General features: G+C 72.7%; 24 protein-coding genes. 5 read left to right on the forward strand and 19 right to left on the reverse strand.

The genetic code is table 11. The annotated features are described in order from the left end of the window. Window positions 1-128 precede the first annotated feature (128 nt). The 3 genes from ACZ6K0_RS19200 to ACZ6K0_RS19210 form a co-directional block, all read right to left on the reverse strand. Entirely contained in the window at window positions 129-485 is a 357-nt protein-coding gene (locus ACZ6K0_RS19200; RefSeq protein WP_469230986.1) for a hypothetical protein, read from the reverse strand. Continuing rightward, entirely contained in the window at window positions 482-1126 is a 645-nt protein-coding gene (locus ACZ6K0_RS19205) for a DUF6232 family protein (RefSeq protein WP_469230988.1), read from the reverse strand. The genes ACZ6K0_RS19200 and ACZ6K0_RS19205 overlap by 4 nt, the downstream gene beginning before the upstream one ends. A gap of 75 nt (window positions 1127-1201) precedes the next feature. Continuing rightward, window positions 1202-2116, reverse strand: coding sequence for a LysR family transcriptional regulator (locus ACZ6K0_RS19210; protein ID WP_376407131.1), 915 nt, complete (start codon window positions 2114-2116; stop codon window positions 1202-1204). Between the two features lie 89 nt (window positions 2117-2205). Here ACZ6K0_RS19210 and ACZ6K0_RS19215 point away from each other — a divergent pair, with 89 nt between their 5' ends. Then, window positions 2206-3036, forward strand: coding sequence for an oxidoreductase (locus tag ACZ6K0_RS19215; protein WP_469230990.1), 831 nt, complete (start codon window positions 2206-2208; stop codon window positions 3034-3036). 102 nt (window positions 3037-3138) lie between these two features. On the opposite strand, the gene ACZ6K0_RS19220 is transcribed toward ACZ6K0_RS19215, so the two are convergent. Beyond that, the gene (locus ACZ6K0_RS19220; protein WP_384137611.1) at window positions 3139-4422 is read right to left on the reverse strand and encodes an adenylosuccinate synthase; all 1284 of its coding nucleotides are present in this window, start codon (window positions 4420-4422) and stop codon (window positions 3139-3141) included. Between the two features lie 142 nt (window positions 4423-4564). Here ACZ6K0_RS19220 and ACZ6K0_RS19225 point away from each other — a divergent pair, with 142 nt between their 5' ends. Both ACZ6K0_RS19225 and ACZ6K0_RS19230 read left to right on the forward strand, forming a co-directional pair. Continuing rightward, complete coding sequence (locus ACZ6K0_RS19225) at window positions 4565-5377, forward strand: diacylglycerol kinase family protein (protein WP_376407137.1); 813 nt, start codon at window positions 4565-4567, stop codon at window positions 5375-5377. Window positions 5378-5423: 46 nt separating this feature from the next. After that, window positions 5424-7199 (forward strand): hypothetical protein, encoded by a 1776-nt coding sequence (locus ACZ6K0_RS19230; RefSeq protein WP_469230992.1) that lies wholly within the window; start codon window positions 5424-5426, stop codon window positions 7197-7199. Here the strand turns inward: ACZ6K0_RS19230 and ACZ6K0_RS19235 are convergent. Beyond that, complete coding sequence (locus tag ACZ6K0_RS19235) at window positions 7172-7687, reverse strand: GbsR/MarR family transcriptional regulator (RefSeq protein WP_469230994.1); 516 nt, start codon at window positions 7685-7687, stop codon at window positions 7172-7174. The two genes, ACZ6K0_RS19230 and ACZ6K0_RS19235, sit on opposite strands and share 28 nt — an antisense overlap. 84 nt (window positions 7688-7771) lie before the next feature. Here ACZ6K0_RS19235 and ACZ6K0_RS19240 point away from each other — a divergent pair, with 84 nt between their 5' ends. Beyond that, window positions 7772-8698 carry an ABC transporter ATP-binding protein gene (locus ACZ6K0_RS19240; protein WP_469230996.1) on the forward strand — a complete coding sequence of 309 codons (927 nt, stop codon included), beginning with the start codon at window positions 7772-7774 and terminating at the stop codon, window positions 8696-8698. Then, the gene (locus tag ACZ6K0_RS19245) at window positions 8695-10275 is read left to right on the forward strand and encodes an ABC transporter permease (protein WP_469230998.1); all 1581 of its coding nucleotides are present in this window, start codon (window positions 8695-8697) and stop codon (window positions 10273-10275) included. The genes ACZ6K0_RS19240 and ACZ6K0_RS19245 overlap by 4 nt, the downstream gene beginning before the upstream one ends. Window positions 10276-10343: 68 nt before the next feature. On the opposite strand, the gene ACZ6K0_RS19250 is transcribed toward ACZ6K0_RS19245, so the two are convergent. The 14 genes from ACZ6K0_RS19250 to ACZ6K0_RS19315 all read right to left on the reverse strand — a co-directional run bounded on the left by ACZ6K0_RS19250 (window position 10344) and on the right by ACZ6K0_RS19315 (window position 25360). Continuing rightward, on the reverse strand, window positions 10344-11549 hold the full coding sequence (locus tag ACZ6K0_RS19250) for a cytochrome P450 (RefSeq protein ID WP_469231000.1): 1206 nt from the start codon (window positions 11547-11549) through the stop codon (window positions 10344-10346). Between the two features lie 27 nt (window positions 11550-11576). Continuing rightward, window positions 11577-12242: a response regulator gene (locus ACZ6K0_RS19255; protein ID WP_376407149.1), complete on the reverse strand. Its 666-nt coding sequence runs from the start codon at window positions 12240-12242 to the stop codon at window positions 11577-11579. Next, entirely contained in the window at window positions 12239-13561 is a 1323-nt protein-coding gene (locus ACZ6K0_RS19260) for a sensor histidine kinase (protein ID WP_469231003.1), read from the reverse strand. Before ACZ6K0_RS19260 ends, ACZ6K0_RS19255 begins: the two co-directional genes overlap by 4 nt. Window positions 13562-13649: 88 nt before the next feature. Beyond that, a complete protein-coding gene (locus ACZ6K0_RS19265; protein WP_469231005.1) occupies window positions 13650-14915 on the reverse strand; it encodes an FG-GAP repeat domain-containing protein in 1266 nt (421 codons plus the stop codon). A 108-nt stretch (window positions 14916-15023) separates the two neighbouring features. Next, the gene (locus tag ACZ6K0_RS19270) at window positions 15024-15893 is read right to left on the reverse strand and encodes an alpha/beta hydrolase (RefSeq protein ID WP_376407153.1); all 870 of its coding nucleotides are present in this window, start codon (window positions 15891-15893) and stop codon (window positions 15024-15026) included. Between the two features lie 103 nt (window positions 15894-15996). Then, window positions 15997-17199 (reverse strand): kynureninase, encoded by a 1203-nt coding sequence (gene kynU, locus ACZ6K0_RS19275; RefSeq protein WP_376407155.1) that lies wholly within the window; start codon window positions 17197-17199, stop codon window positions 15997-15999. Further along, entirely contained in the window at window positions 17192-18049 is an 858-nt protein-coding gene (locus tag ACZ6K0_RS19280) for a tryptophan 2,3-dioxygenase family protein (RefSeq protein WP_376407157.1), read from the reverse strand. Before ACZ6K0_RS19280 ends, kynU begins: the two co-directional genes overlap by 8 nt. A gap of 124 nt (window positions 18050-18173) precedes the next feature. Beyond that, window positions 18174-19076, reverse strand: a complete 903-nt coding sequence (locus ACZ6K0_RS19285; RefSeq protein WP_469231012.1) for a DUF3152 domain-containing protein — start codon at window positions 19074-19076, stop codon at window positions 18174-18176. 278 nt (window positions 19077-19354) lie between these two features. Beyond that, on the reverse strand, window positions 19355-19768 hold the full coding sequence (locus ACZ6K0_RS19290; RefSeq protein WP_376407161.1) for a DUF3151 domain-containing protein: 414 nt from the start codon (window positions 19766-19768) through the stop codon (window positions 19355-19357). A gap of 94 nt (window positions 19769-19862) precedes the next feature. Next, window positions 19863-21347, reverse strand: a complete 1485-nt coding sequence (locus ACZ6K0_RS19295) for an MFS transporter (RefSeq protein WP_469231021.1) — start codon at window positions 21345-21347, stop codon at window positions 19863-19865. 159 nt (window positions 21348-21506) lie between these two features. Continuing rightward, on the reverse strand, window positions 21507-22667 hold the full coding sequence (locus ACZ6K0_RS19300) for a MalY/PatB family protein (RefSeq protein WP_469231022.1): 1161 nt from the start codon (window positions 22665-22667) through the stop codon (window positions 21507-21509). Between the two features lie 99 nt (window positions 22668-22766). After that, window positions 22767-23789: a class II fructose-bisphosphate aldolase gene (fbaA, locus tag ACZ6K0_RS19305; protein WP_056653162.1), complete on the reverse strand. Its 1023-nt coding sequence runs from the start codon at window positions 23787-23789 to the stop codon at window positions 22767-22769. A 221-nt stretch (window positions 23790-24010) separates the two neighbouring features. Continuing rightward, window positions 24011-24550, reverse strand: coding sequence for an orotate phosphoribosyltransferase (pyrE, locus tag ACZ6K0_RS19310; protein WP_469231024.1), 540 nt, complete (start codon window positions 24548-24550; stop codon window positions 24011-24013). A gap of 24 nt (window positions 24551-24574) precedes the next feature. Continuing rightward, on the reverse strand, window positions 24575-25360 hold the full coding sequence (locus tag ACZ6K0_RS19315; RefSeq protein ID WP_469231026.1) for an aldose epimerase family protein: 786 nt from the start codon (window positions 25358-25360) through the stop codon (window positions 24575-24577). Window positions 25361-25364 lie beyond the last annotated feature (4 nt).

Below are 25364 nucleotides of genomic sequence, written 5' to 3' on the forward strand. Positions count from 1 at the left end.
GTGACCGGAGTTCCACGACTCAACGGTGCACAGGAATCACACGACCCACTCTTCTCCCGTGGCCCCGAGTTGGCAACTCGGGGCCGTGGCACCGAACACGCTGAGTGAGAAGGGTCCTTGGAGAGCCGCTAGCCGCCTACGCCGAGTAGTTCCAGCGCCGCCCGGGCCGAGTCGAGGAGCGGCGTGCCGACCGCCCCGAGCAGCGCGGCGATGCCGGCGACCGTCACCAGGGCCCGGCGGCGTACCGGCGTCGCGACGCCCGGGTCGGCCGTGTCGGCGGCGAGGACGGGCAGCGCCTCGTCGAAGGCGGTCCGGTCCTCGGGCGCCACCTCGGCGCGCAGCTGCCGCATGAGCGCGACGACGGCCACCAGCGCCTCCTCCAGGGTGGGCTGCTGCTGGGGTGCGTGGTGGTGGACGATGCCCTTGTTGCCGGTGCCGCCGATCATGGTGACCCGGTCGCCGTAGTGGTTGCCCTCGGCCGTCACCGCGACACCCCCGTGTTGTTGTTGCCGCCGATCATGTTGACCGTGTCCCCCGTGTAGTTCCGCATGTTGAGCGTCAGCCGCTCCACCTGGACCCGGAACTCCGCCTCCGGGTTCTCGATCGCGTCCGAGATCCGGCGGACGAGATCCCTGAGCACCGCCTCCTCGCGGCTGGTGACCAGCGCGATCGGATTCCCCGTGGTCGCGATGGCCAGGACCGTGTGCGACGCCCCGCACACGACGATCAGCATGTCCACGAGGGCGTAGACGAGCAGCGCGAGGACGATGAAGCGGATCATGTCCAGGCCGTCGTTGCCGCTGTAGGGGTCGGGGTCGGTGAGGCCACTGGCCACGCCCAGCACCAGCAGGGACACGGCCAGCCACGCCAGGAACTTCATCAGCGCCGCCCTGCGGTTGGGCCGGACGATGTACGTGTGGACGCGGGCGAGGTTCCGCAGCGGATAGCAGGCGCCGTCGACCCACAGCAGGCGTTTGCTGACGCTCACGTCGACGGAGGTGAGACTCCGGGACGGCAGGTGCGGAGCGGCGGGCGGGGCGGACGGGGTGGCCGGTATGGCGCCGGGTGTGGCGGCGGGGCTGCCCCACGGCCGCGGAGGTGTGGCGGGAGGTTCGGGCGTTTCCATGCGTCCCCCTGAGACGGAACCACGCGCGAGCGGACACTCATTAAGCGCGCAACACCCCTACTTCACAAGGCGGGTTCAGGCCTCACGTGGACGGACTTCGGCCGCCGCGCGGGCGTAGCCGCGCACGAGGGGGCGGGTGTCGTCGGCGCGCCAGGCGAGGACCAGGCGGCTGGGGGTGACGCCGCGGACGGGGCGGATGGCGACGCCTTCGCGGTCGAGCAGCGGCGCGTTCCCGGTCGCGACCAGGCAGATGCCGAGACCGCCGACGAGCGCCTCGTACGTCTCGTCCACGCCGCCGATCTCGGCGCCGATCACCGGCGGCCGCCCGCCCCGGCAGTCCAATGCCAGCCAGAAGTCGCGGAGTTCGGGTCCGCTGTCCGGCAGGGCGAGGAAGGGCTCGTCGAGGAGGTCGGCGAAGTCCAGGCTCTCGCGCGCAGCCAGCGGATGGGTCGCGGAGAGCGCGACGAGCCGAGGTTCGGCGGCCACGACGACCCAGCGGAACCGGTCCGCGCCGGCCAGCGGCAGCCAGACGAAGGCGACGTCGCTGCCGCCGTCGGCGAGGCCGGCCGTCGGGTCGTCCCAGGCCACCTGGCGCAGCTTCAGCCGGGCCTCGGGATGGGCCTCGGTGAAGCGGGAGCGGATCGCGGGCAGCAGGCCGCCCCGCCCGGGGCTGGTGCTCATGCCGACGACGAGGGTGCCGTCCGCGGCCTCCCGCGCCCGGCGCACCGCCTCCCGGCCCTCCTCCCAGGCGGCGAGCGCGGCGCGGGCGTGCGGCAGCAGGGCCGTACCGACGGGGGTGAGGGCGACGCCCTGCCGGTCGCGGTCGAAGAGCGGGGCGCCGAGCTGCCGTTCCAGGGCCCGTATCTGCTTGCTGAGCGCGGGCTGGGAGACGTACAGCTTCTCGGCGGCGCGGGTGAAGTGGAGCTCCTCGGCGACCGCGAGGAAGTACCTCAGGTCGCGGCCGTGGACATCGGTGACGGTCATGCCCATGGGTTATCACGGCAGATCTTGGACGGCCAAAGGGCTTGCGGCGCAGTCTTGTCGTGTCACCGAGAGACGCACCGCGAGGGAGTACGGACATGAGCAAGGTCTGGTTGATCACGGGCGCCAACAGCGGATTCGGGCGGGCCTTCGCCGAGGCCGCGATCGCCGCCGGGGACGTCGTGGTCGCCGCCGCCCGCCGCCCCGAGGCCCTGGACGACCTGGTCGCGGCCCACCCCGACCAGGTGGACGCGGTCGCCCTGGACGTCACCGACGCGGCGGCGGTCGACCGGGTCGTCGCGGAGGCCGCCGAGCGGCACGGCCGCATCGACGTCCTCGTCAACAACGCGGGCCGTACGCACGTCGGTTCGGTCGAGGAGACCGCCGACGCCGAACTGCGCTCCCTCTTCGACGTGCACGTCTTCGGCCCGGCCGCCCTCACCCGGGCCGTCCTGCCGCACATGCGGGCCCGCCGTTCGGGTGCGATCGTGCAGCTCAGCAGCGTCGGCGGGCAGGCGTCGATGGCCGGCTTCGGCGCGTACAGCGCGACGAAGTTCGCCCTGGAGGGGATGTCGGAGGCGCTCGCGGCCGAGGTCGGCCCGCTCGGCATCCGCGTCCTGATCGTCGAGCCGGGCGCCTTCCGGACGAGCCTCTTCGGCAACCACAGCCTCAGCGGCGACGGCATCGCCGACTACGCCGACACGGTGGGCGCGACCCGGGCGTTCGTGGAGACGGGCGGCGGCACGCAGGCGGGCGACCCGGCGAAGGCCGCGGCGGCGGTCATCAAGGCCTTGGACGCCGACGAGACCCCGCTGCGGCTCGCGCTGGGCGACGACTCCATCGACACGATCCTCGGCCACCTGGAGCAGGTGCGGGGCGACCTCGCGGCCTGGGAGAAGGTCGGCCGGGACACGAAGCTCGACGGCTGACGGCTGACGGCTGACGGCTGACGGCTGACGGCCGACGGACACGACGAAGGGCCCGCACCCCGGTTCGCCGGGGTGCGGGCCCTTCTCGTACAGCCCTGCCTCTTAGAGGAAGGAGTTGATCTCGATCGTCTCGGTGCGGCCGGGGCCGACGCCGATCGCGGAGATCGGGGCGCCCGACATCTCCTCCAGGGCCTTCACGTACGCCTGCGCGTTCTTCGGCAGGTCGGCGAAGGTCTTGGCCTTGGTGATGTCCTCGGACCAGCCCGGCAGCATTTCGTAGATCGGCTTCGCGTGGTGGAAGTCGGTCTGCGAGTAGGGCAGCTCCTCGACGCGCTTGCCGTCGATCTCGTACGCGACGCAGACCGGGATCTGCTCCCAGCCCGTCAGCACGTCGAGCTTGGTGAGGAAGAAGTCCGTCAGGCCGTTGACGCGGGTCGCGTAGCGGGCGATGACCGCGTCGAACCAGCCGCAGCGACGGTCACGGCCGGTGGTGACACCGCGCTCGCCACCGATGCGGCGCAGCGCCTCGCCGTCCGCGTCGAAGAGCTCCGTCGGGAACGGGCCGGCGCCGACACGGGTCGTGTACGCCTTGAGGATGCCGATGACCCGGCTGATCTTCGTCGGGCCCACGCCGGCACCGGTGCAGGCGCCGCCCGCGGTCGGGTTCGAGGAGGTGACGAAGGGGTACGTGCCGTGGTCGACGTCGAGCAGGGTGCCCTGGCCGCCCTCGAAGAGCACGACCTTGTCGTCGTCGAGCGCCTTGTTCAGGATCAGCGTGGTGTCCGCGACGAACGGCTTGATCTGCTCCGCGTACTGGAGCATCTCCTCGACGATCTGCGCGGCGTCGATCGCGCGGCGGTTGTAGAGCTTGGCGAGCAGCTGGTTCTTGCCCTCCAGCGCCGCCTCGACCTTCTGGACGAGGATCGACTCGTCGTACAGGTCCTGGACCCGGATGCCGACGCGGTTGATCTTGTCGGCGTAGGTCGGCCCGATGCCGCGACCGGTGGTACCGATCTTGCGCTTTCCGAGGAACCGTTCCGTCACCTTGTCGAGCGTGACGTTGTACGGGGTGATCAGGTGGGCGTTACCGCTGATCAGGAGCTTCGACGTGTCCACGCCGCGCTCGTTCAGTCCGCTCAGCTCGGAGAGCAGGACCGCCGGGTCGACGACGACACCGTTTCCGATCACCGGGGTACACCCCGGCGAGAGGATTCCGGAAGGGAGAAGATGCAGCGCGTACTTCTGGTCGCCGACGACGACGGTGTGGCCGGCGTTGTTGCCGCCCTGGTAACGCACTACATAGTCAACGGATCCACCGAGGAGATCGGTGGCCTTTCCCTTGCCCTCGTCACCCCACTGAGCACCGAGCAGCACAAGTGCGGGCACAGGCGTACACCCCTTCCGGGTGGGGCATGTCCAAGGTCAGGGGCCGAGGCCGCCTCACCGGTGTGCCCCGGAATAGACGAAGCCCCTGGCGCAATAGCGCAAGGGGCTCTTGCACAAAGATGCTACCCGAGGAAGGACCGAGGTGTCGGATCACGACCAGCTGCTGGTCATCGTCGACCCGGTCGCCCGCCGAAGCGACGGCGAGTCCGTGCGGATCGCGAAGGATGTCCTGTCGGCGGGCGCGGAAGCGAAGATCTGCCTGCCGGACAGCCCGGAGGAATTCACCCGGGCCCTGGCGCGGCGCGGCTCCCGGCACCCCGTGGTGCTCGGCGACGACCGCGCTCTGCTCCGTACGGTGACGTTGCTGCACCGGGACCGGGAGCTCGCCGACGGGGCGCTCTCGCTCGTCCCGATCGGCCCGCCGGGCGCCCTGGAACTGGCGCACGCGCTCGGCGTGCCGCGCTCCACCCCGGCGGCGGCGCGGGCGGTCCTCGACGGGGCGGTGCGCCGCCTCGACCTGCTGGTCGACGACAGCGACGGGGTCGTCCTCGGCGACCTGCTCGTCCCGGCCGTGCCCGTCCTGGCCGCGCCGACCTCGTCCGTCTGGGGCACCTGCCGCTCCCTGGTGCGCACGCTGGTCCGGCCGGCCCCGACGGCCCTCGCGGTCCGCACCCACCGGCTGCGGGTGGAGGCGGACGGGGTGCTCCTCGCCGACGTGGACACGCCGGTGGAGGGCCTCTCGGTCCGCTCGGTCGCCGGTACGGCGGAGGTCACGGTCCACCCGGCCCACCACGCGCCGGACCACCGGGCACGGGCCCGCACGCTCACGGTCTCGGGCCCGGACTTCCGCTACCGCGCGGACGGCCGCGTCTCGGGGCCGGTCCGGCGACGGACGTGGACGGCCCGGGCGGGAGCGTGGGGGCTGACGCTTCCCCGGGACACCATGGCGCTCTAGCCTGCCGGTGGGGCGGGAGTGACTGGTGGGACGAGGGGGGCTTGTGGTGGCGCGTGCGCTGGATCTCCGGGAGACGGCCGACGCACTGGACCGGTACCGGCGGAGGGCCGTCGAGCTGATGGGCATCGCGGCGGTCGCCGTCGTGCTGGCCGTCGGTGCCGGCACGCTGCCCTGGGCCTGGGCGTCCGACGGGGTCGGCCTGCTCGGGGGGCTCGCCGTCGCGGCGCTGTCCTTCGGCATCGGCGCCTGGTCCGTCGGGAAGCGGATGGAGCACGCCCTCGGCGCCGGGACCTGGTCGGCGCACGCCGCCGTGCCCGTGGCGCGTGCCTGGAGCGGGGCGACCGTCGTCCTGGCCGCCCCGGGCAGCGGTGAGGTGTGGCCGCTGAAGGTCATGGCGGTACGGCAGCGGTACGAGCTCGTGCGGCCAGGACCGGACGGGGTGCTGTGGTGGTGCGGGGACCCGAACCTGGGCGGAGTGATCGCGCCTCCCGGCGGCGGCGAGCTGATCTGGGCGAAGCCCGTACGGGGACGGGCCGCGCGGCGCCGGATCGTGGCGCGGGCGGAGCGGGAGGGCCTGCTGAGCCGTCCGGTGCCGAGGAGCCCGCAGGCGGCCGCACCGCCCGTCTCCGGGGCGGTGGCGGAACGCCGTCGGCGCCGGTGGGGCGTCTGGCGCTGGGTCGTCCTCGCCGCCGCCGTCACCGTGGGCCTCGGCATCTACGGCTTCGAGCGATCGGAGAACGACCCCCAGGTCGACCTCACCGTGCTGAGCAGGCAGGACGGCGACAGCTGCACCGTCCGCTGGAAGGACCCCTTCGACGGGACCGCGCGGACCGGCCCCTACCAGTGCACCCCCGACCTGGACCCGGTCCTCGAAGGCTGGGACACCGGCTTCGTCGTCTCGTACGGCCCCTGGAAGGGCGACCTGTACAACGCGGACTGGGAGGGCACTCCCGCCGGCGACGTGAACGACGCCTTGTTCGTCCTCGGCGCGCCGGGGCTGCTCGTGGGGCTCGTGGGGGGCGGGGTGAGCCTGTGGCGTCGGCGGGCCGTCGCCCCCGTCCCGTACACGGATCCGGCCCCTGGGGGCGCTCCCCGCGTGAGCCTCGACAAGGCCCGTACCGAGCCCTCCGCGACGTACGCCCGGCTCGCCGCCCACGCCGGGCGTCGGGCCATCCCGCAGACCCGCACCCACCGCCCCGAGGCGGACGTCCGCGCGGTGCCCTGGTGGCGCGTGCGGGGGCTGCGCCGGGGCTCCGGGCTGAACGAGGTGCTGATGGCGGCGACCGGATGCGCGGGCGCCGGCCTGGGCGTGTGGCTCGACGTCGGGATCCCGGCGTACGTCATGGCGGTCCTGATGGCCGGCACGCTCCTGCGCTCCGGCTTCCGGCTGCTGACGACCGGCCGCCCCGCGGCCCTGCTCCTCGCCCGGGCCGCGACCGCCCCCGTACCCGTCGTGCGGCGGTACGCCCTGCTGCACGACCCCCGGGGCAGCGTTCCCGTCCTGGTCGTCTTCCCGGCGCACGGCGGGCCGGACGACCGGCCCGAGGGGCTGATCGCGCTCGCCCCGCCCGGGACGCCGAACCGCCCCTCGGTCGGGCTGCCCTCGGAGCCGACCGGCTCCGTGGAGCTGCGCGGCTGGCTCGACCGGGCGGACGACGGCCTGCCGATCGTCGTCCCGTGGATCGAGGGGCGACCGCTGTGGCCGACGGAGCCGTACGCCGAGGCGAGCGGCTCGGACTTCGAGGGGCGCCTGGAGTGGCTGGCGCCGCCCGAGGAGGATCAGCCCGAGGAGGGTCAGGAGGCGGGGGCCTCGGCTCCCTGAGCCTCCTTGTGGACCCGCCAGCGGTCCATGATCCCCAGCATCTCCGTCTGCAGGAACGCGAAGAAGTCGGCGGTCTCGGCGGTCCGCCGGCCCGCCGCCGTGTCCGGGCCCAGCGTCTCCGCGCCGTCGCGGAGGACCTTCTCCCAGCGGGTCAGAACCTGGTCGCGGCGGGTGAAGGTCTCGTACCAGAGCTCGTTGTGGAGGACGTACCGCTCGCGCCGGGTGCCCGGGTCGCGCTCGCGGCTGATCATGCTGACCTGGCTGAGGTAGCGGATCGCGCCGGAGACCGCCGCCGGGCTGATCTTGAGCTGCTCGGCGAGCTCGGCCGAGGTCATGGAGGCCGTCTCGGAGGCGAGGAGCGCCGCGAAGACCCGGGCGGCCATGCGCTGCATGCCGGCTTCCGTCATCTCGGCGGCGAGGCGCTCGACGAAGCGGGAGGCCGCCGCGTCGTCGACCTCGGTCCCTTCGGGGGTGCTCATGCCGCTCATCGTCTCCCTCGCTCGCCCGTCCACCCCGACTTTATACGCTTCCTTAACTTCACAACTTTGTGAAATGAGCGTACGTTCTGAAACATGACGAAGGCAATCAGCGTCGCCGGACTCCACAAGTCCTTCGGGCGCACCCACGCGCTGGACGGCCTCGACCTCACCGTCGAGACCGGCGAGGTCCACGGCTTCCTCGGCCCCAACGGCGCCGGGAAGTCCACCGCCATCCGGGTCCTCCTGGGCCTGCTGCGCCCCGACTCCGGCGCCGCCGGCGTCCTGGGCAGAGACCCCTGGCAGCACGCCGTCGAGCTGCACCGCCGCATCGCGTACGTCCCCGGCGACGTGACGCTCTGGCGCAACCTCTCCGGCGGCGAGGTCATCGACCTGTTCGGCCGGCTGCGCGGCGGCGGCCTCGACAGGGCCCGGCGCGCCGAGCTGATCGAGCGCTTCGAGCTCGACCCCACCAAGAAGGGCCGTACCTACTCGAAGGGCAACCGCCAGAAGGTCGCCCTCGTCGCCGCCTTCGCCTCCGACGTCGACCTGCTCGTCCTCGACGAGCCGACCAGCGGCCTCGACCCGCTGATGGAGGAGGTCTTCCAGGCCTGTGTCACCGAGGCGCGCGAGCGCGGCCGGACGGTGCTCCTGTCCTCGCACATCCTCAGCGAGGTCGAGACCCTCTGCGACCGGGTCAGCATCGTCCGCAAGGGGCGGACCGTCGAGTCCGGTTCGCTCACGGAGCTGCGCCACCTGACCCGTACGAGCGTCACCGCCGAGCTGGCCTCGCCGCCCAACGGGCTCGCCGGCCTCCCCGGCGTCCACGACCTCGCCGTGACGGGACACCGGGTCAGGCTCCAGGTCGACACCGACAAGCTCGACGCCGTCCTGCGGTCCCTGACCGGGTCGGGCGTCCGGAGCCTGACGAGCACCCCGCCCACCCTGGAGGAGCTCTTCCTCCGCCATTACACCGACGAGACGGCCGAGACAGCCGAGGCAGCCGAGGCGGTCGCGTCATGAGCACGAGCGTCGCCCTCGCCGGTACCGGGACCCTCGCCCGGCTCGCCCTGCGCCGGGACCGGGTCATGATCCCGCTCTGGGCCCTCGTCACCGGCGGCCTGGTCGCCAGCGGCGCCGGCTCCCTGGAGGGGCTGTACGGCACGGCCGCCGAGCGCGCCGAGGCCGCCGCCGCCATGACCGCCAACAGCTCGATGCGCTCCTTCTACGGGCCGGTCTTCAGTGACTCCATCGGCGGGCTCGTCGCCTGGCGCTTCGGCATGTTCGCCGCCGTCCTCGCCGCCGTCGCCAGCCTGATGGTCGTCATCCGGCACACCCGCGACGAGGAGGAGACGGGCCGTCAGGAGATGCTCTCCGCCGGAGCGGTCGGCCGCCGGGCCCCGCTCACCGCCGCCCTCCTCGCCGCGCTCGTCCTCAACACCGCCGTCGCCCTCATCGTCACGGCGGGCCTCGCCGGACAGGGCGCGGCCGGGGCGCTCGCCCTCGGCCTCGCCGTCGGCGGCACCGGCATGGTCTTCGCGACCCTGGCCGCCGTCACCGCGCAGCTCACGGAGAGCGCCCGCCTCGCGAGGGGCCTGGCGGCGGCCGTCCTCGGCCTCGCCTTCGTCCTGCGGGCGGCCGGCGACGCCGGTACGGCCTCCGGGGGCTCGGTCCTGACCTGGCTCTCCCCCTTCGGCTGGGCCGAGAACGTCCGCGCCTTCGCCGGCGAGCGCTGGTGGGTGCTGCTCCTGATCGTCGCGGCCGTCCTGGCGCAGACGGCGGTGGCGTACGCGCTGACCGGCCGCCGGGACGTCGGCGCGAGCTTCCTCGCGACCCGGCCGGGCCCGGCGGAGGGCAAGCTCGCCTCGGCGGGGGCGCTCGCCTGGCGTCTCCAGCGCGGCTCGCTCCTCGGCTGGTCGCTCGGCTTCCTCTTCGGCGGGCTCGTCTTCGGCGGGATGGTCGAGGGCACGGCCGAGATCGTCGGCGACAACGAACAGGCCCGGCAGATCTTCGAGCGGATGGGCGGGCAGAGCGGGCTCACGAACGCCTTCCTCGCCACCATGGTCTCCCTCTTCGGGATGGTCGCGGCGCTGTTCGCGGTCGGTTCGGTGCTGCGGGCGCACGGCGAGGAGACCTCCGGCCGGGCCGAACCGCTCCTCGCGAACGCGCTGGGCCGGATCCGCTGGGCCGCCGGCCACCTGGTGATCGCCTTCGGCGGCTCCGCCCTGATCCTGGCCCTCGCCGGACTCGGCCTCGCCCTCTCGTACGGGCACGACCTCGGCCCGGTCCTGGGCGCCGCGCTCGGACAGCTCCCGGCGGTGTGGACCCTCGCGGGGCTCGCGGTCCTCCTCTGGGGCGCAGCCCCGAAGGCCGCGACCGCCGCGTGGGGCGCGGCCGGGATCTGTCTGGCGCTCGGCTGGATCGGCCCGGCGCTCGACCTGCCGCAGGCGGCCCTGGACCTCTCCCCCTTCGGCCACCTGCCGAAGCTCCCCGGCCAGGACCTGGCCTGGGCCCCGGTCCTGGCCCTGACGGCCCTGGCGGCGGCCCTGGTCACGGCGGGCCTCGCGGGGCTGCGCCGCCGTGACCTGACGACGAGCTGACGAAGAGCTGACGACTGCCGGGCGGCGGTCGGCCGTCGGCGGCCGACAGTCGGCCGTCAGCCGTCGGCTCACACCTCCACGAGCAGCGCCTCGACGCCCCGGATCACGTACCCCGGCGTCCGTACGGGCTCCGCCGCGAGCCGCAGGTCCGGCGCCTGGCGGAGCAGCTCGCCGAAGACCGCGTCCAGTTCGAGGCGGGCGAGCGGGGCGCCGAGGCAGTAGTGGATGCCCGCGCCGAAGGTGATGTGGGGGTTGTCGGCGCGGGTGAGGTCGAGCTCGTCGGCCGTGGGGCCGAAGCGGGCCGGGTCGCGGTTGGCGGAGCCGAAGAGGAGCGCGACCTCGGAGCCGCGCGGGATGACCTGGCCGCCGATCTCGATGTCGTCGAGGACCCAGCGCTCGAACATCTGGAGCGGGGTGTCGTACCGCAGAAGTTCTTCCACAGCTGTGGACAACTTTTCGGGATCCGGCCGGACGTCCTGCTTCAGGAGGGTCCACCAGCCGTTGACCGTGGTGTTCACGGTGGCCTCGTGGCCCGCGTTCAGGAGCAGCACACAGGTGGAGATCATCTCCTGCTCCGTCAGCTCCTCCACCCCGATGAGCCCCGAGATCAGGTCGTCCCCCGGGCTCTTCCGGCGCCGCGCGATCAGCTCCCGCAGATAGTCCGAGAACTCGATCGAGGCCGTCACCGCCCGCCGGGCCGTGTCCTCCGAGGGGTTCAGCTCGAACATCCCGCAGATCGCCGCCGACCAGGGCCGCAGCCGCCCCCGCTCCTCGTCTTCCGCCGGGATGCCCAGCATCTCGGCGATCACCGCGACGGGGAGGGGCTCGGCGACCGAGGCGAGCAGATCGCCGCCGCCCCGCGCGACCAGGTCCCCGACGAGCCCGGCGGCCAGCCGCCGTACCGTCGGCGCCAGGTTCTCCACCGTCCTCGGCGTGAACGCCTTCGACACGAGCCGCCGGATCCGGGAGTGGTCGGCCGCCTCCAGATCGAGCAGCCCGTGGTCGTTGAGCGTGTGGAACGGCTCGTACGCGGCGGGCGGCGCCTCCTGCCCGAACTCCTCGTGCGTGAACCGGTGCGTGTACGTCCGGCCCAGCCGCCGGTCCCGGAGGAGCGCCGACACGTCCTCGTAGTGCGGGATCAGCCACTGCCGGGTGGGCCCGTGCCAGTGCGCGCGGCCGGCGGCGCGCAGCCGGGCGTAGGCGGGGTACGGATCGGCGACGAACTCGGGGGACCAGGGGTCGTACACAGCGTCAACAGCGTCGATGGCGTCCATGACCGGACGCTACCCCCGAACGGGCCGTCAGCCGCCGACGCGCACCAGGCCCGCCTCGTACGCGAAGACCGCCGCCTGCGTCCGGTCGCGCAGCCCCAGCTTCACGAGGATGCGGCTCACGTGCGTCTTGATCGTGGACTCGGCGACGACCAGGTGCTCGGCGATCTCGACGTTCGACAGGCCCTGCGCGATGAGCACGAGGACCTCCGTCTCCCGCTCCGTGAGCTCCCCGATCTGCGCCATGGCGGGCGGGCGCGGGGAACTGCCGGGCGCCTTCGCGAACTCGGTGATGAGCCGCTTGGTGACGGTCGGCGCGAGCAGCGCCTCGCCCTCCGCGACCACCCGCACGCCGTCCGCGAGCTGCCGGGCCGAGGCGTCCTTGAGGAGGAAGCCGGAGGCCCCGGCGCGCAGCGCCTGGTACACGTACTCGTCCAGGTCGAAGGTGGTCAGGACGAGGACCTTCGCGTCCGCGTCGGCGGCGACGATCTCCCGCGTGGCCTCGATGCCGTTCAGCTCGGGCATGCGGATGTCCATGAGGACGACGTCCGGGCGGAGGGCGGCGACCTGGGAGATCGCCTCCCGGCCGTTGACGGCCTCGCCGACGACCTCGATGTCGGGCATCGCGCCGAGCAGCACGGAGAAGCCCTCGCGGACCATCATCTGGTCGTCGACGATCAGCACACGGATGCTCATTCCACGCTCTCCTCACGGCTCACGGGGATGAAGGCCGCCACCTCGTAGCCGCCGTCCGCCGTCACCTCGGCGGTCATCTCCCCGCCCAGCATCGTCACACGCTCCCGCATGCCGGTGATGCCGTGACCCGCGCCCGGCGAGGGCTTCACGAGACCGCGCGCCGGACCGTTGGCGATCCGCAGCCCGAGCCCCCCGAGGACATAGCTGACCTCGACCTTCGCCGCCGCGCCCGGCGCGTGCCGCAGCACGTTCGACAGGGCCTCCTGGACGATCCGGTACGCGGAGAGCTCCACGCCCTGCGGCAGCTCCCGCACCGCGCCGGTCACCGTCTTCTCGACGACGAGCCCGGCCTCGGTGACGTTGCGGACGAGGGAGTCCAGGTCGCCGAGCGTCGGCTGGGGCGCGTCGGGCGCCTCGTAGTCCTCGGCCCGTACGACCCCGAGGATGCGGCGCAGCTCGGTCAGCGCGGCGACCGCGTTCTCGCGGATGGTGAGGAAGGCCTGCTCCAGCTCCGGCGGCGGGTTCTCGACCCGGTAGGGCGCGGCCTCCGCCTGGATGGCGACCACCGACATGTGGTGGGCGACGACGTCGTGGAGCTCACGGGCGATGGTGGTGCGCTCTTCGAGGACGGTTCGCTTCGAGATCTCCTGCGCGGTCACCGTCTTGTGGGCGGTGACCTCGCGGTCGGCCTGACGGCGGACCTGGAACATGGAGACGGTGAGCAGGACGAGGGCCGAGACGAAGAGGAGCGGGACCGAGACGGAGCTGCGCCCCATGCCGAGGAACATCTCGGCAAAAAGGCAGTAGCCGGCCGTCACGATCCACATCCACACGGCGGTACGGGGCGAGGTGCGGGCGGCGACCACGGCGAGGACCACCACATGGCCGACGAGGCAGGCCGCCGTCCAGGGCCAGCCGCCGTCGAAGCCGCCGATGTACCCGACGAAGGGGGCCGCGCCGAGCGAGGCCCAGAAGGCGAGGATCGGCCGGACCAGGGTGAGCAGCACGATCGCGGCCGGCGCGCAGGTGATCACGAGCGCCGACACGCCGAAGGCGTAGTAGATCCGGTCGTATCCCAGGGCGAAGACGATCACGGCGCAGAACGCGACGAAGGCGTGCGGGAGCAACCCCGCGAAGATACGTATCCGCTCCGGCAGGAAGCGGGTGGGCCCGCTGTTCACGTCCATGCGCGGCAGCGGCCGGTAGGCGAAGGCATCATGAAACAGCTCTTGGCGCAGCCCGCCGAGGGCCACCTGCACCAGGTGGAGCTCGGGGCTGCGGCTCGTCTCGGAGGTCCGTGTCTCGGTCACGCGCTCCACGGTACGGGCGCCGGGAGACCCGGTCGTCCCGCTCGTTGCGGATCCTTCCGGGTCCCCCTTGAGGACTATGGCCTGGGCCGGGGCAGCCTCAGGCGATGCTGCTGTAGCTGTTGCCCTGGTACCCGTACAGGTCCGTCGTCCGGCGGATGAAGAGGGTGGAGGCGTCCGTGCTGCTCGTCGAGCGGTAGACGTACGCGCCGTGCTGGCCGCTGGTCCCGTACGCGATCAGGTCGGGGCGCCCGTCGTTGTCGAGGTCGCCGGCGCCGACGAGCTGCCTGTAGCCGCCCCAGCCGCCGCCGACCTGGACCCGGGGGGCGAACTTGCCGCGGCCGTCGCCCTGGTAGAGCCAGAGGACGCCGGAGGTGTCGCGGGCGACCAGGTCACCGGCGGACGTGCCGGTGATGTTCCCGACGGCCGCCAGGTGGTTGTACGCACCCCAGCCACCGCCGACCTTCACGCGCGTGGCGAACGGGGCCGTGGCGCTGCCCGTGCCCTTGTAGAACCAGAGCGTGCCGGTGCCGTCGGTGGCGACGAGGTCGGGGCGGCCGTCGCCGTTGAGGTCCGAGCCGCCGGCGAGCTTGTTGTAGGCGCCCCAGCCCGAGCCGACCCGCACGCGGGTCGCGAAGCCGCCGTCGCCCTTGCCCTGGTAGTGCCAGAGCACGCCGGAGCCGTCGAGGGCGATGAGGTCGCCGTGCTTGCCGCCGGCGATGTTGCCGACGGCCTCGATCTGCTTGTACACGCCCCAGCCCGAGCCGATCCGGGTGGTCTTGGCGAGCCTGAAGTCGCCGTAGTACGCGCGGTCGCTCATGTCACTGCGCCAGAGATCCCCGCTGACGTCCCGGGAGAGGACGTCGGTGGAGCCGTTGTCGTTGAAGTCGTGCGGATTGAACGCGCGGGCGATGCTCATCTTCGAGCTCTTGTAGGCGGGCGCGCCGGCACCGTCGTCCGACGTCGCCTTCACCGCGACGGTGTACGCGCCGTTAGGCGCGTCCACCAACGACAGCGAGTCCGGGTCCTGTTCCTCGAAGATCGGCTTCCAGGTGAAGGAGAAGACCGTGCTGTACCTCGGGGCGGTCAGACGCTGCGTGATCTTCTTGCCGGTTGCGACGTGGGTGATCGTGACGTCCAGGTTGGCGTCGCCGCGCGACAGCGTCCATTCCAGGGTCACCCGGCCGTTGGTCTTGTCGATCTCCGCCACGGCGGGGACGTTGACCTGGTCGATCGTCAACGGGACCACCGAGGTGGCCGCGAACGCGGTCGGAGCTGTGGCCAGGGCGCCGGCGCCGAGGGCCGAGACGGCGAGGACTGCCGTGACGGCCAGGCCGAGACGCCTGGCCGTGGTGCGGAACTGCAAGGTGAAACCCCCACGAGGAAGATCGGACACGGGCGTGCCCTGTCCGATGAGACTCGCGACCAGTTCGAGCGGTTGTACGAAAACCCGCCGGAATATTCGGCTCCGGAGTCACCAGGCCAGCTGGGCGATCTCCTCCGAGACCACCGCGCAGGCGTCCGCCGCCGGGTCGATCAGGGGGAAGTGGCCGATGCCTTCGAGGAGGGTGAGGCCGATCTCCTCGCCCGCCTTAGCCGCCGCGTCCGCGTAGGCCTCGGCGACGGTGTGCGGGACGTCGCGGTCCTCGCGGCCCTGGACGATCGTGGTCGCGATGCCCGTCGGGAGAAGGGCGGCCGGGTCCGCGAAGGGTGCGCGGTGGGCGTACTCCGCCTCGCCGCCGAGGAGTTCGGTGACCGCGCCGCCGCACACGTCGAGCTCCACCGCACGGTCGAAGTGGGCGATGGGGGCGAGGGCGACGACCCCGCGCAGTGCGGGCGGGGCGGGCAGGCGCCACGGCGAGCCGGCGGGCAGGACGTGCCGGGCGGCGGCCCAGAGGGCGAGGTGGCCGCCGGCGGAGTGGCCGGTGAGGACGATCCGGGCGGTGTCCGCCTGCGGCAGGTGGACGGCGGCCAGGGCCGGTACGGCGTCGAGCGCGGCGGCCACGTCGTCGAAGGTCTCCGGCCAGCGCCCGGCGACCGGCGCCGTACCGCCCTGGCGGGGGATGTCGCTGCCGCGCCGGTACTCGACGCTGGCCACGGCGAAGCCCCGGCGGGCCAGGAAGTCCACGAACGGGGTCAGGTGCTGCCGGTCGTACGGCGCCCGCCACGCGCCGCCGTGCAGGGCGACGACGAGCGGGGCCCGGGTGCGGCCGTCGCGCGGGGCGTAGAAGTCGACCACCTGGTCCGGGTGGTCGCCGTACGCGGCGGAGGCGTCCGGGGCGACGGCCGGGTGCGAGAAGGCCGAGGCTTCTTCGGCGGCATCCCGCGCGGCGGGGTCCGGCATGCTGTTCCAACCTCTCGGAGACGCGGCCGAATTGGCCTGACCTGCGGGGACGGTACCAGCACCGGAGCCCCCGCAGATCAGGCGATCATCGGACGGTCACCCCTCAGGCGGGGAGGTCGGCCAAGACCTCCGCGAGGACGCGGGCCGCCCGCTCCGCGTCCGCGAAGCCGACGTACAGCGGCGTGAAGCCGAACCGCAGCACGTCCGGGCGGCGCAGGTCGCCGACGACCCCGCGCTTGATCAGCTCCGCCATGACGGCCGGCGCGTTCTCGCAGCTCAACGCGGCCTGGCTGCCGCGCTCGCCGTGCGCCCCGGGGGTCACGGAGGTGACCCGGCCCTCGGGGACGTACGCCCGCACGCACTCCAGGAAGAAGTCCGTCAACGCGAGGGACTTGGCGCGCACGTCCTCGATCGCGACCCCGTCCCAGACGTCCAGCGCCGATTCGAGGGCCAGCATGGAGAGGATGTCCGGCGTCCCGACCCGGCCCCGCACGGCACCCGACGCCGCCTCGTACCCGGGGGTCATCGCGAACGGGTCCGTGTGCGAGTTCCAGCCGGGCAGCGGCGAGTCGAAGGCCGCCTGGTGGCGTTCGGCGACGTACAGGTACGCGGGCGAACCGGGGCCGCCGTTCAGGTACTTGTAGGTGCAGCCGACGGCCAGGTCGACCCCGTGGGCGTCCAGGCCGACGGGCAGCGCGCCCGCGCTGTGGCACAGGTCCCAGACGGCGAGCGCGCCCGCCGCGTGGAGCGCGGCGGTGAGACCGGGCAGGTCCTGGAGCCGGCCCGTCCGGTAGTCGACGTGGTTGACGAGCGCGAGCGCCGTACGGTCGCTCACCGCGTCCGCCATGTCGGCCGGGTCGCACGCCACGATCTCGTGACCCGTCATGCGCGCCGCGGACTCCGCGATGTACCCGTCCGTGGGAAAGGTCGTCGCGTCGACGAGGATCTCTTCCCGCTCGTCGCCGTTGATCCGGGCCGCGGCGACGACCGCCTTGAAGACGTTCACGCTCGTCGAGTCGCCGACCACGATCTGCCCGGGGGCGGCACCGACGATCGGGGCGATCCGGTCGCCGATCCGCTCGGGCGCGGTCCACCAGCCGGACTCGTCCCAGGAGCGGATGCGCAGCTCGCCCCACTCGCGGGTGATCACGTCGGCCATGCGGGCCGGGACGTGCGCGGGAAGCGCGCCGAGGGAGTTGCCGTCGAGGTAGACGGTCCCCTCGTCGAGGGCGAACCTCTCGCGGTGCCCGGCCAGGCCGTCGGCGGCGTCGAGCCGGGCTGCCTTCTCCTCGTACGACTCAGACATGGCTGCGGGCCGTCCAGAGCTCGGGGAACACGTTCTTCTGGGCCCGCTTCTCCAGCCAGGCCACGCCGGCCGAACCGCCGGTGCCGGTCTTCGCGCCCATCGCGCGCCGGGTCGCCACCAGGTGGTCGTTGCGCCAGCGCCAGACCAGCTCGGCGACGTCGCTCAGGGCCTCGCCGAGGCGGACCAGCTCGGTGTTCTGGTCGGCGTCCGCGTAGATCCCGGCCCAGACGGCCTCGACCTCGGGCGAGGGCTCGTACCGCTGCGCGAGGTCACGGCCGAGGACCGACTGCGGCACGGGCAGACCGCGCCGGGCCAGCAGGGCGAGGACCTCGTCGTACAGGCTCGGCTCCTGGAGCGCCTTCTCCAGCTCGGCGTGGACGCGCGGCGCGCCCCGGTGCGGGACGAGCATCGACGCGGACTTCTCGCCGAGCAGGAACTCCATGCGGCGGTACATCGCCGACTGGAAGCCGGAGCCCTCGCCGAGCGCGGCCCGGTAGGCGTTGAACTGGCCGGGGGTGAGCTGGGCCAGCGGCCGCCACGAGTGGTTGAGCGCCTCCAGCTCGCGGACCGAGCGCTTGAGGGCGTCCATCGCGACGGGGACGCGGTCCTCGCGCAGGGCGCGGCTCGCGGTCTCCCACTCGTGGACGATGACCGTGAACCACAGCTCCATGACCTGGGTGGTGACCAGGAAGACCATCTCGCCCGGGTCGTCCGAGCGGAGGTGCTGGAGGTGGGTGAGGACGTCCGCCTGGACGTAGTCCTCGTACGGCGTGGTGCCCGCGAAGTCGAGGTTCGGGTCGACGGCGACCGAACCGGCTCCGGAATCGGGAGAACCCTGGGGGAGTGACATTGCTGTCTCCTCGATACGAACTACCGGGTAGCGGTCTGCTCCACCGTACGCACGGTATTCCGTGCGGCACGGGAGCCCCGGTCCCCTCGGGAGGCGTGCTTCGTCGCGCGCCGTCCCAACGGCATCATGACACGATCGGCCCCGTGATGTAGCTCCCGTCTTCGGCATACGGAAACGCATTCGATCGGCAGCCGTTGAGGCCCTTGATCTGCTGCATCATCGCGGGCGCGAGCTTGCCCGGACCCGGGCAGCCCATGTGCTGCCGGATGCCGATCTCGTGCCCGACCTCGTGGTTGATGATCAGATGCCGGTACTCGACGGCCTCCCCCGCGAAGGTCGGCGAGCCCAGCATCCACCGTTTGAGGTTCACGACGACGCCGTCGGCGGTCTCGCAGTTCAGCTCGCCGTGGGTGTTCAGGCCCTGCTGGAGGCAGAGGGCGTCCGCGGTGTCCGGGGTGGCGATCCGGATGACGAAGTCGGCGTTCTGCGACACCAGCTGGAACCGGCCCCGGCCGTGCGCGGCCCAGCTGCGCGGATGGTCCAGGATCTGCTGGATCTCGGCCGCCGCGCCGTGCGCGGACAGCTCGATGCCGTCCTCGACCTGGACCCGGTAGCGGCGCAGCGAGCCACCGGTGCCGACCGCGTCGCCGGAGGCCTGCGCGGTGGTGAACGTCCCGGCGCCGGACTGCGGCACGGTCGTCTTCTTCGGGCTCGGCTTGGGCTTCGGCTTCGCCGTCGTGGGCTTCGGCTTCGGCTTCGGTGTCGGTGTCGGCTTCGCCGTCGTCGGCCGGGGCGCGGGGGCGTCCGTCGTGGGCGCCTCGCTCGCGGCCGTCGCCTGCGGACCGGGGGCGGCCGAGTCGTCGGTCGCGGTGCCGTTGAAGTGGGCGAGGGCGGCGCCGCCGCCGAGCGCGACGGTCATCAGGACCAGGGCCGGAAGCGCGAGCCGGCTCACGGGGCCGCGTCTGCCTCTGCCCCGCCGGCGGCTCTGTTTCCCTCGCCGTCCTGCGGGTGCGGCACGCTTGCCCACGACAGTCTTCTCCCCTGCGTCGGCCGGTGTGGGGGAAGAGGAGATGGGGCCTCGGATACCGGCGTCTTCGGTCCTGCGGTCCCGGGGATCGTACCGGCCATCTTCGAACGCCATCGAACGCCGTCGGAGGCGCCGCGAGGTCTGTCCCGATTTCCCCCGGCCCGGCGGGGCAGGGGGAAATCGGGACGGATCAGGTCGTTCCGAGGGTGGTGCGGAGGGTGTTTCCGCGGGTGGCGCGGAGGGTGATGCAGGGGTCGTGCGGAGGGTGGTGCGGACGGTCAGCCGAGCGTCTCCGCCGCGGTCTCCGAGGAGTCCCGCAGGAAGGTCGTGCAGCGCTCGTACTCCGCCTTCTCACCGATCGCGCCGGCCGCCCGGGCGAGGGCGTGCAGGGCGCGCAGGAAGCCGCGGTTCGGCTCGTGCTCCCACGGCACCGGGCCGTGGCCCTTCCAGCCGCTGCGGCGCAGCGCGTCCAGGCCCCGGTGGTAGCCCGTACGGGCGTAGGCGTACGACTCGACGACCCGGCCGCCCTCGAAGGCGTCGTCGGCGAGACGGGCCCAGGCGAGCGAGGAGGTCGGGTACTGCGCGGCGACCTCGGCCGGCGCCGTACCGCTCGCGAGCAGTTCGCGCGGACCCGGCTCGTCCGGCAGGTGGGTGGGGGCCGGTCCCCCCAGCAGGTTCTCGTGGATGGCCATGGGGACCACCCTAGGGGGTGTCGTGTCGGTCGGGCCGGATCAGGGAGCGGGGCCCGGTGCCGCCGGATCGGGAGCGGGGCCCGGTGCCGCCGGATCAGGCCTGGGCGTCCCGCTCGCCCGGGTCCACGGGCGCGTCCCGCTCCCCCGGGTCCAGCGGCGGTGACGTCACCCCGCAGTGCACCCGGCACTCCGGGTGGCACTTCGCTCCCCCCGGCGGGGTGCGCATCGTCGTCCAGGCGAGCACCGCCCCGACCACCAGGATCCCCGCGCACATCGGCATCGCGCGCCGGAAGGTCTCGTCGAACTCCGTCGCCGAGCGGTACGTCTCCGGGCCCATCCCGGCGAGCAGCGGCAGCGCGGCCACCGCGAGCAGCCCGGCCGCGCGCGCCGCCGCGTTGTTGATGCCGCTCGCCAGGCCCGCCCTGCCCACGTCCACCGAGGCCAGGACGGTCGCGGTCAGCGGGGCGACCAGGGCCGTCATGCCGAGGCCGAGCACCAGCACGGCCGGCAGCACGTCCTGTACGTACGAGGCGTCCTCCCCGACCCGCAGCATCAGCAGCATCCCCACCGAGCACAGCAGCGGCCCCACCGTGAGCGGGATCCGGGGCCCGATCCGCTCCCCCAGCTCGCCGGACTTCGCCGAGAACAGCAGCATGAGCACGGTCGTCGGCAGCAGGGCCGTACCGGCGCCGAGCGCCGAGTAGCCGGAGACCACCTGGAGCTGGAGCGCGGCGAGGAAGAAGAAACCGCCGAACGCCGCGTACACGCAGAGGGTGACCAGGTTGACCGCCGTGAACAGCCGGGACGCGAAGATCGACGGCGGTGCCATCGCGCGCTCGCCGCGCCGCCGCTCCACCGTCACGAACGCCGCCCCGAGCACCACGCCGGCCGCCCCCGCCCACCAGGCCTCGCCGATCAGCGCGTACGTCACGAGCCCGAGCGCCGCCGCGCCCAGGACCGCGCCGAGCACGTCGAAGCGGCCGTGCGCGGTCTCGTCGCGCGACTCGGGCACATGGCGGAGCGCGACGGGCACGCAGAGGGCGGCGAGCGGCACGTTCAGGAGGAACACCCACCGCCAGCCGGGCCCGTCGACCAGCCAGCCGCCGACGAACGGCCCGACCGCCGCGCCCACGCCGCCGAAGCCGGACCACAGGCCGACCGCCCTGGCCCGGTCGTCCTCGTGGAAACTGGCCTGGATCAGCGCGAGCGAGCCGGGTGTGAGCAGCGCCCCGCCGACGCCCTGGAGGGCGCGGGCCGCGATCAGGATCCCGGCGTTCGGCGCGAGCCCGCACAGCAGCGAGGCCACCGCGAACCACACCACTCCGATCACGAAGACCCGGCGCCGCCCGTACCGGTCGCCGAGCGCCCCGCCGAGCAGGATCAGCCCGGCGAGGGTCAGCATGTAGGCGTTCACGATCCACTGGAGCTCGCCCATGTCGGCGTCCAGGTCCTCGCCGATGTGCGGCAGGGCGACGTTGACGACGGTGGAGTCCAGCAGGACCATCCCGGACCCGAGGACGGTCGTGAACACGATCCACCGGCCGGTCTTCGAGGCCATCCGTACGTCCCGCTCGCCCATGCCAGCATGGTCCCGCGAAGCGGACGCCGACGCTCGCCGACGCTCGCTGACGTGCGGCGACGTGCGACGACGTGCGGCGACGGTGACGCGCGCTGGCGCCGACGTGCGCCGACGTGCGACGGCACTCGCCGACGTGCCCGCCCTACGAACCGGCTCGGGTCAGCTCGTCCGCAGCCGGGTCGCCGCCCGGATCAGCGCGTCCACGCCCCGCTCGGCCTTCTTCCGCGGGCAGCCCACGTTCAGCCGGACGAAGCCGGGCGTCCCGTACACCCCGCCCGGCATGATCGCGACCTTCTCCACGGACACCAGCTCCTCCTGGAGCCGGGTCTCCTCGATCCCGAGGGGCCGCAGGTCGATCCAGGCCAGGTAGCCGGCCTGCGGGGGCTCCCAGACGACGCCGGGCAGGCCCGTGGCCAGCCGCTCCTTGAGCAGCTCCATCGTGCCCGCGACATAGCCGCGCAGCTCGTCCAGCCACGGCGCGCCCTGCCGGTACGCGGCGATGTGGGCGGTCAGCGAGAGGACGGCGGGCGAGGCGAGGCCCTCGCCGGTCTCCATGCGCCGGACGAAGGCCTCGCGCGCGTCCGGGTCGCCGACGATCCCGTACGAGCCGGAGAGCGCCGGAAAATTGAAGGCCTTCGTGCCGGAGGTGACGAGCGCCCAGCGGCGGCCCCGGCCCGCCTCGGCCACCCGCGTCCACGGGACGTGGCGGTGGCCGTCGGTGGTGAGGTCGGCGTGGATCTCGTCGCTGACGACGGCCGCGCCGTGGCGCTCGGCCAGCTCGGCGAAGGCGGCGAGCTCCTCCTCCGTCCACACCCGGCCGGTCGGGTTGTGCGGGGAGCAGAGCAGCAGCATCCGGCTGTCGGGGCGGGCGAGCTCCCGTTCCAGCGCGTCGAGGTCCCCGAGGGGCACGCCCCGCAGCTCGCGCCCGAGCCCGGTGACCGCCTTGCGGAAGCCGTCGTACGTGGGGGTGTGGACGACCACGCCGTCGCCGGGCTCCGTCCACATCCGCAGGAGCTGCGAGAGCTGGTTGAGCACCGACGGCGCGTACACCAGCGCCCCGGGGTCGATCTCGGTCGCGTACCGGCTCGCGTACCAGTGCCCGATCGCGTCCCGGAACTCGCCGAGCCGCCAGTCCGTGTAGCCGAAGACCCCGTGGTCGACGCGGTCGCGCAGGGCGGCGAGGACCTCGGGCGGGGACGCGAAGTCCATGTCGGAGATGGTGAAGGGGAGCAGGTCGGGAACGCCGAAGCGGTCCGCTATGCCGTCCCACTGGACCGACCAGGTGCCGCGCCGGTCTATCTCACGGTCGAAGTCGTACATCAGCCCTCTTGCCCTCTCGTCGACGCACGAGGGCCCGGCACCTCAGGAGGTACCGGGCCCGTCGTTCACACGCTTGTTTCAGCCGCTTGCTTCAGCCGCTTACTTCAGCTTCGTGCCGGTCGAGCGCAGCGCGGCACACGCCTCGGTCACGCGGACGGCCATGCCGGCCTCGGCCAGCTTGCCCCAGGTGCGCGGGTCGTAGGTGGACTTCTTGCCGACCTCGCCGTCGACCTTCAGGACACCGTCGTAGTTGCGGAACATGTGGTCCACGACCGGACGGGTGAAGGCGTACTGGGTGTCGGTGTCGAGGTTCATCTTCACGACGCCGTTCTCCAGCGCGGTGGCGATCTCCTCGGCCGTCGAGCCCGAGCCGCCGTGGAAGACGAAGTCGAACGGGTTGACCTTGCCGAACTTCTCGGCGACGCCCGCCTGGAGGTCCTTGAGGAGCTCGGGGCGGAGCACGACGTTGCCCGGCTTGTAGACGCCGTGCACGTTGCCGAAGGACGCGGCCAGCAGGTAGCGGCCCTTCTCGCCCAGGCCGAGGGCCTCGGCGGTGCGGATGGCGTCGTCGACGGTGGTGTACAGCTCGTCGTTGATCTCGTGGGTGACGCCGTCCTCCTCGCCGCCGGTCGGGGTGATCTCGACCTCAAGGATGATCTTGGCGGCGGCGGCCTTCGCGAGCAGCTCCTGGCCGATGGCCAGGTTGTCGGCGAGGGTCTCGGCGGAGCCGTCCCACATGTGCGACTGGAACAGCGGGTTCTCGCCACGGGCGACGCGCTCGGCGGAGATGTCGAGCAGCGGGCGGACGTAGCCGTCCAGCTTGTCCTTCGGGCAGTGGTCGGTGTGCAGAGCGACCGTGATGTCGTACTTCGCAGCGACGATGTGCGCGAACTCGGCCAGGGCAACGGCGCCCGTGACCATGTCCTTGTTGTACTGGCCGCCCAGGAACTCGGCGCCACCGGTCGAAATCTGAATGATGCCGTCGCTCTCGGCCTCCGCGAAGCCTCGCAGCGCCGCGTGCAGAGTCTGGGTCGAGGTCACATTGATGGCCGGGTAGGCGAACTTGCCTGCCTTCGCCCGGTCGAGCATCTCGTTGTAGACCTCGGGGGTTGCGATGGGCATTCGTCCGCTCCTTGTGATGTGCGGGGTGTGTGCGTTTCTGTCCCTGACCTGGGGGCGACGTCATCGTCGCCCCCATCCTTTCAGACTCTCGTCCGGGCTCCCACGGGCACGGCATGCCAAGGGGCGGGGTGTTTCACGTGAAACACCCCGCCCCTTGGCGAATATGCAGGTCAGGACCGTTCCTGCCGGGGTCCGGGACCTAAGTCACGACTTCGCGGCGGTTACGCCAGGCCGAGATCGTCCAGCTGGTAGCCGGTGAGGTACGGCAGACCCGCGCCGGCGATCGCGCCGGCCGCGCCCCGGTCCACGATCGTGGCCACGGCCACGACCTCGCCGCCGGCCTCACGGACGGCCTCGACGGCGGTCAGCGGCGAGCCGCCGGTGGTCGAGGTGTCCTCGACGACGAGGCAGCGGCGGCCCTTGACGTCCGTGCCCTCGATACGGCGCTGCATGCCGTGCGCCTTCTGCGCCTTCCGTACGACGAAGGCGTCGAGGCGCTGCCCGCGCGCGGCGGAGGCGTGCAGCATCGAGGTCGCGACCGGGTCGGCGCCCAGGGTCAGACCGCCGACGCAGTCGAAGTCGAGGTCAGCGGTGAGGTCGAGCATGACCTGACCCACCATCGGCGCGGCCTCGCCGTCCAGCGTGATGCGACGCAGGTCGATGTAGTAATCGGCTTCCAGACCCGAGGAGAGGGTCACCTTGCCGTGCACCACGGCCTTGTCCTTGATCTGCTGGAGCAGCTCAGCGCGTACGTCAGTCATGGTCAGCAGCTTAAGGGGCGCCCTCTAGAGCCGCCGCCAGCGCCAGACGCTTCCGATCTCCAGGGGGTCGATCGGGGTGACGAGACGCGGGTGGGTGTTGAGGCCGTTCGGCGGGCCGGACTGCGGCTCGACGCAGACGGCCTCCGCCGGCTCGTCGTAGATCACGACCCACTCGGCGCGGCTGGTGACCTTCAGCTCCAGCTCCTCCGGCCAGGTGAGGGTGACGTCGACGCCGTCGGGCATGCCGAAGCAGTCGTCCCAGGGGCCGGGGAGGGGATCGATCCGGCGGCCGGTGGGGAGGTGGTTCTCGCCGCGCTCCTCCTGCCAGGCGGGGGCGAAGTCGAGCTGTACGTCCTGGCCGCCCCGGCCGAGGTTGCGCAGGAACCAGGGGTGCCAGCCGGCCTGCGCCGGGAAGGAGTCGTCGTAGGTCTCGACCCCGAAGGTGAGGGAGAGGGAGTCCTCGGCCAGCTCGAAGATCTGGGTGACCTTGCCCTTGTACGGCCAGGGGTCCCCGAGCTCGCAGGTGAAGACCGCCGACGTCCCGTCGACCCGGGCCGTCTTCCAGGCGAGGTCGCGGACGGTGCCGTGGATGGCGTGCGGGGGTGCGTTGACCGGCAGCTGGTGCGTGGTCGCCCCGTCGAGGAAGCGGCCGTTCTCGGTGCGCCCGCACCAGGGCACCATCGGGAAGCACCCGAACCGGTCGCCTTGGCGCAGCACCTCGGTACCGCCGATGCGCAGGCCCTCGATCCGGCAGCCGTGTTCGGGGCTGATGGTCAACTCGGCGTCGCCCGCCGTCAGTCGCGTCTGCATGCTC

Source organism: Streptomyces sp. NPDC042346 (assembly GCF_055581845.1).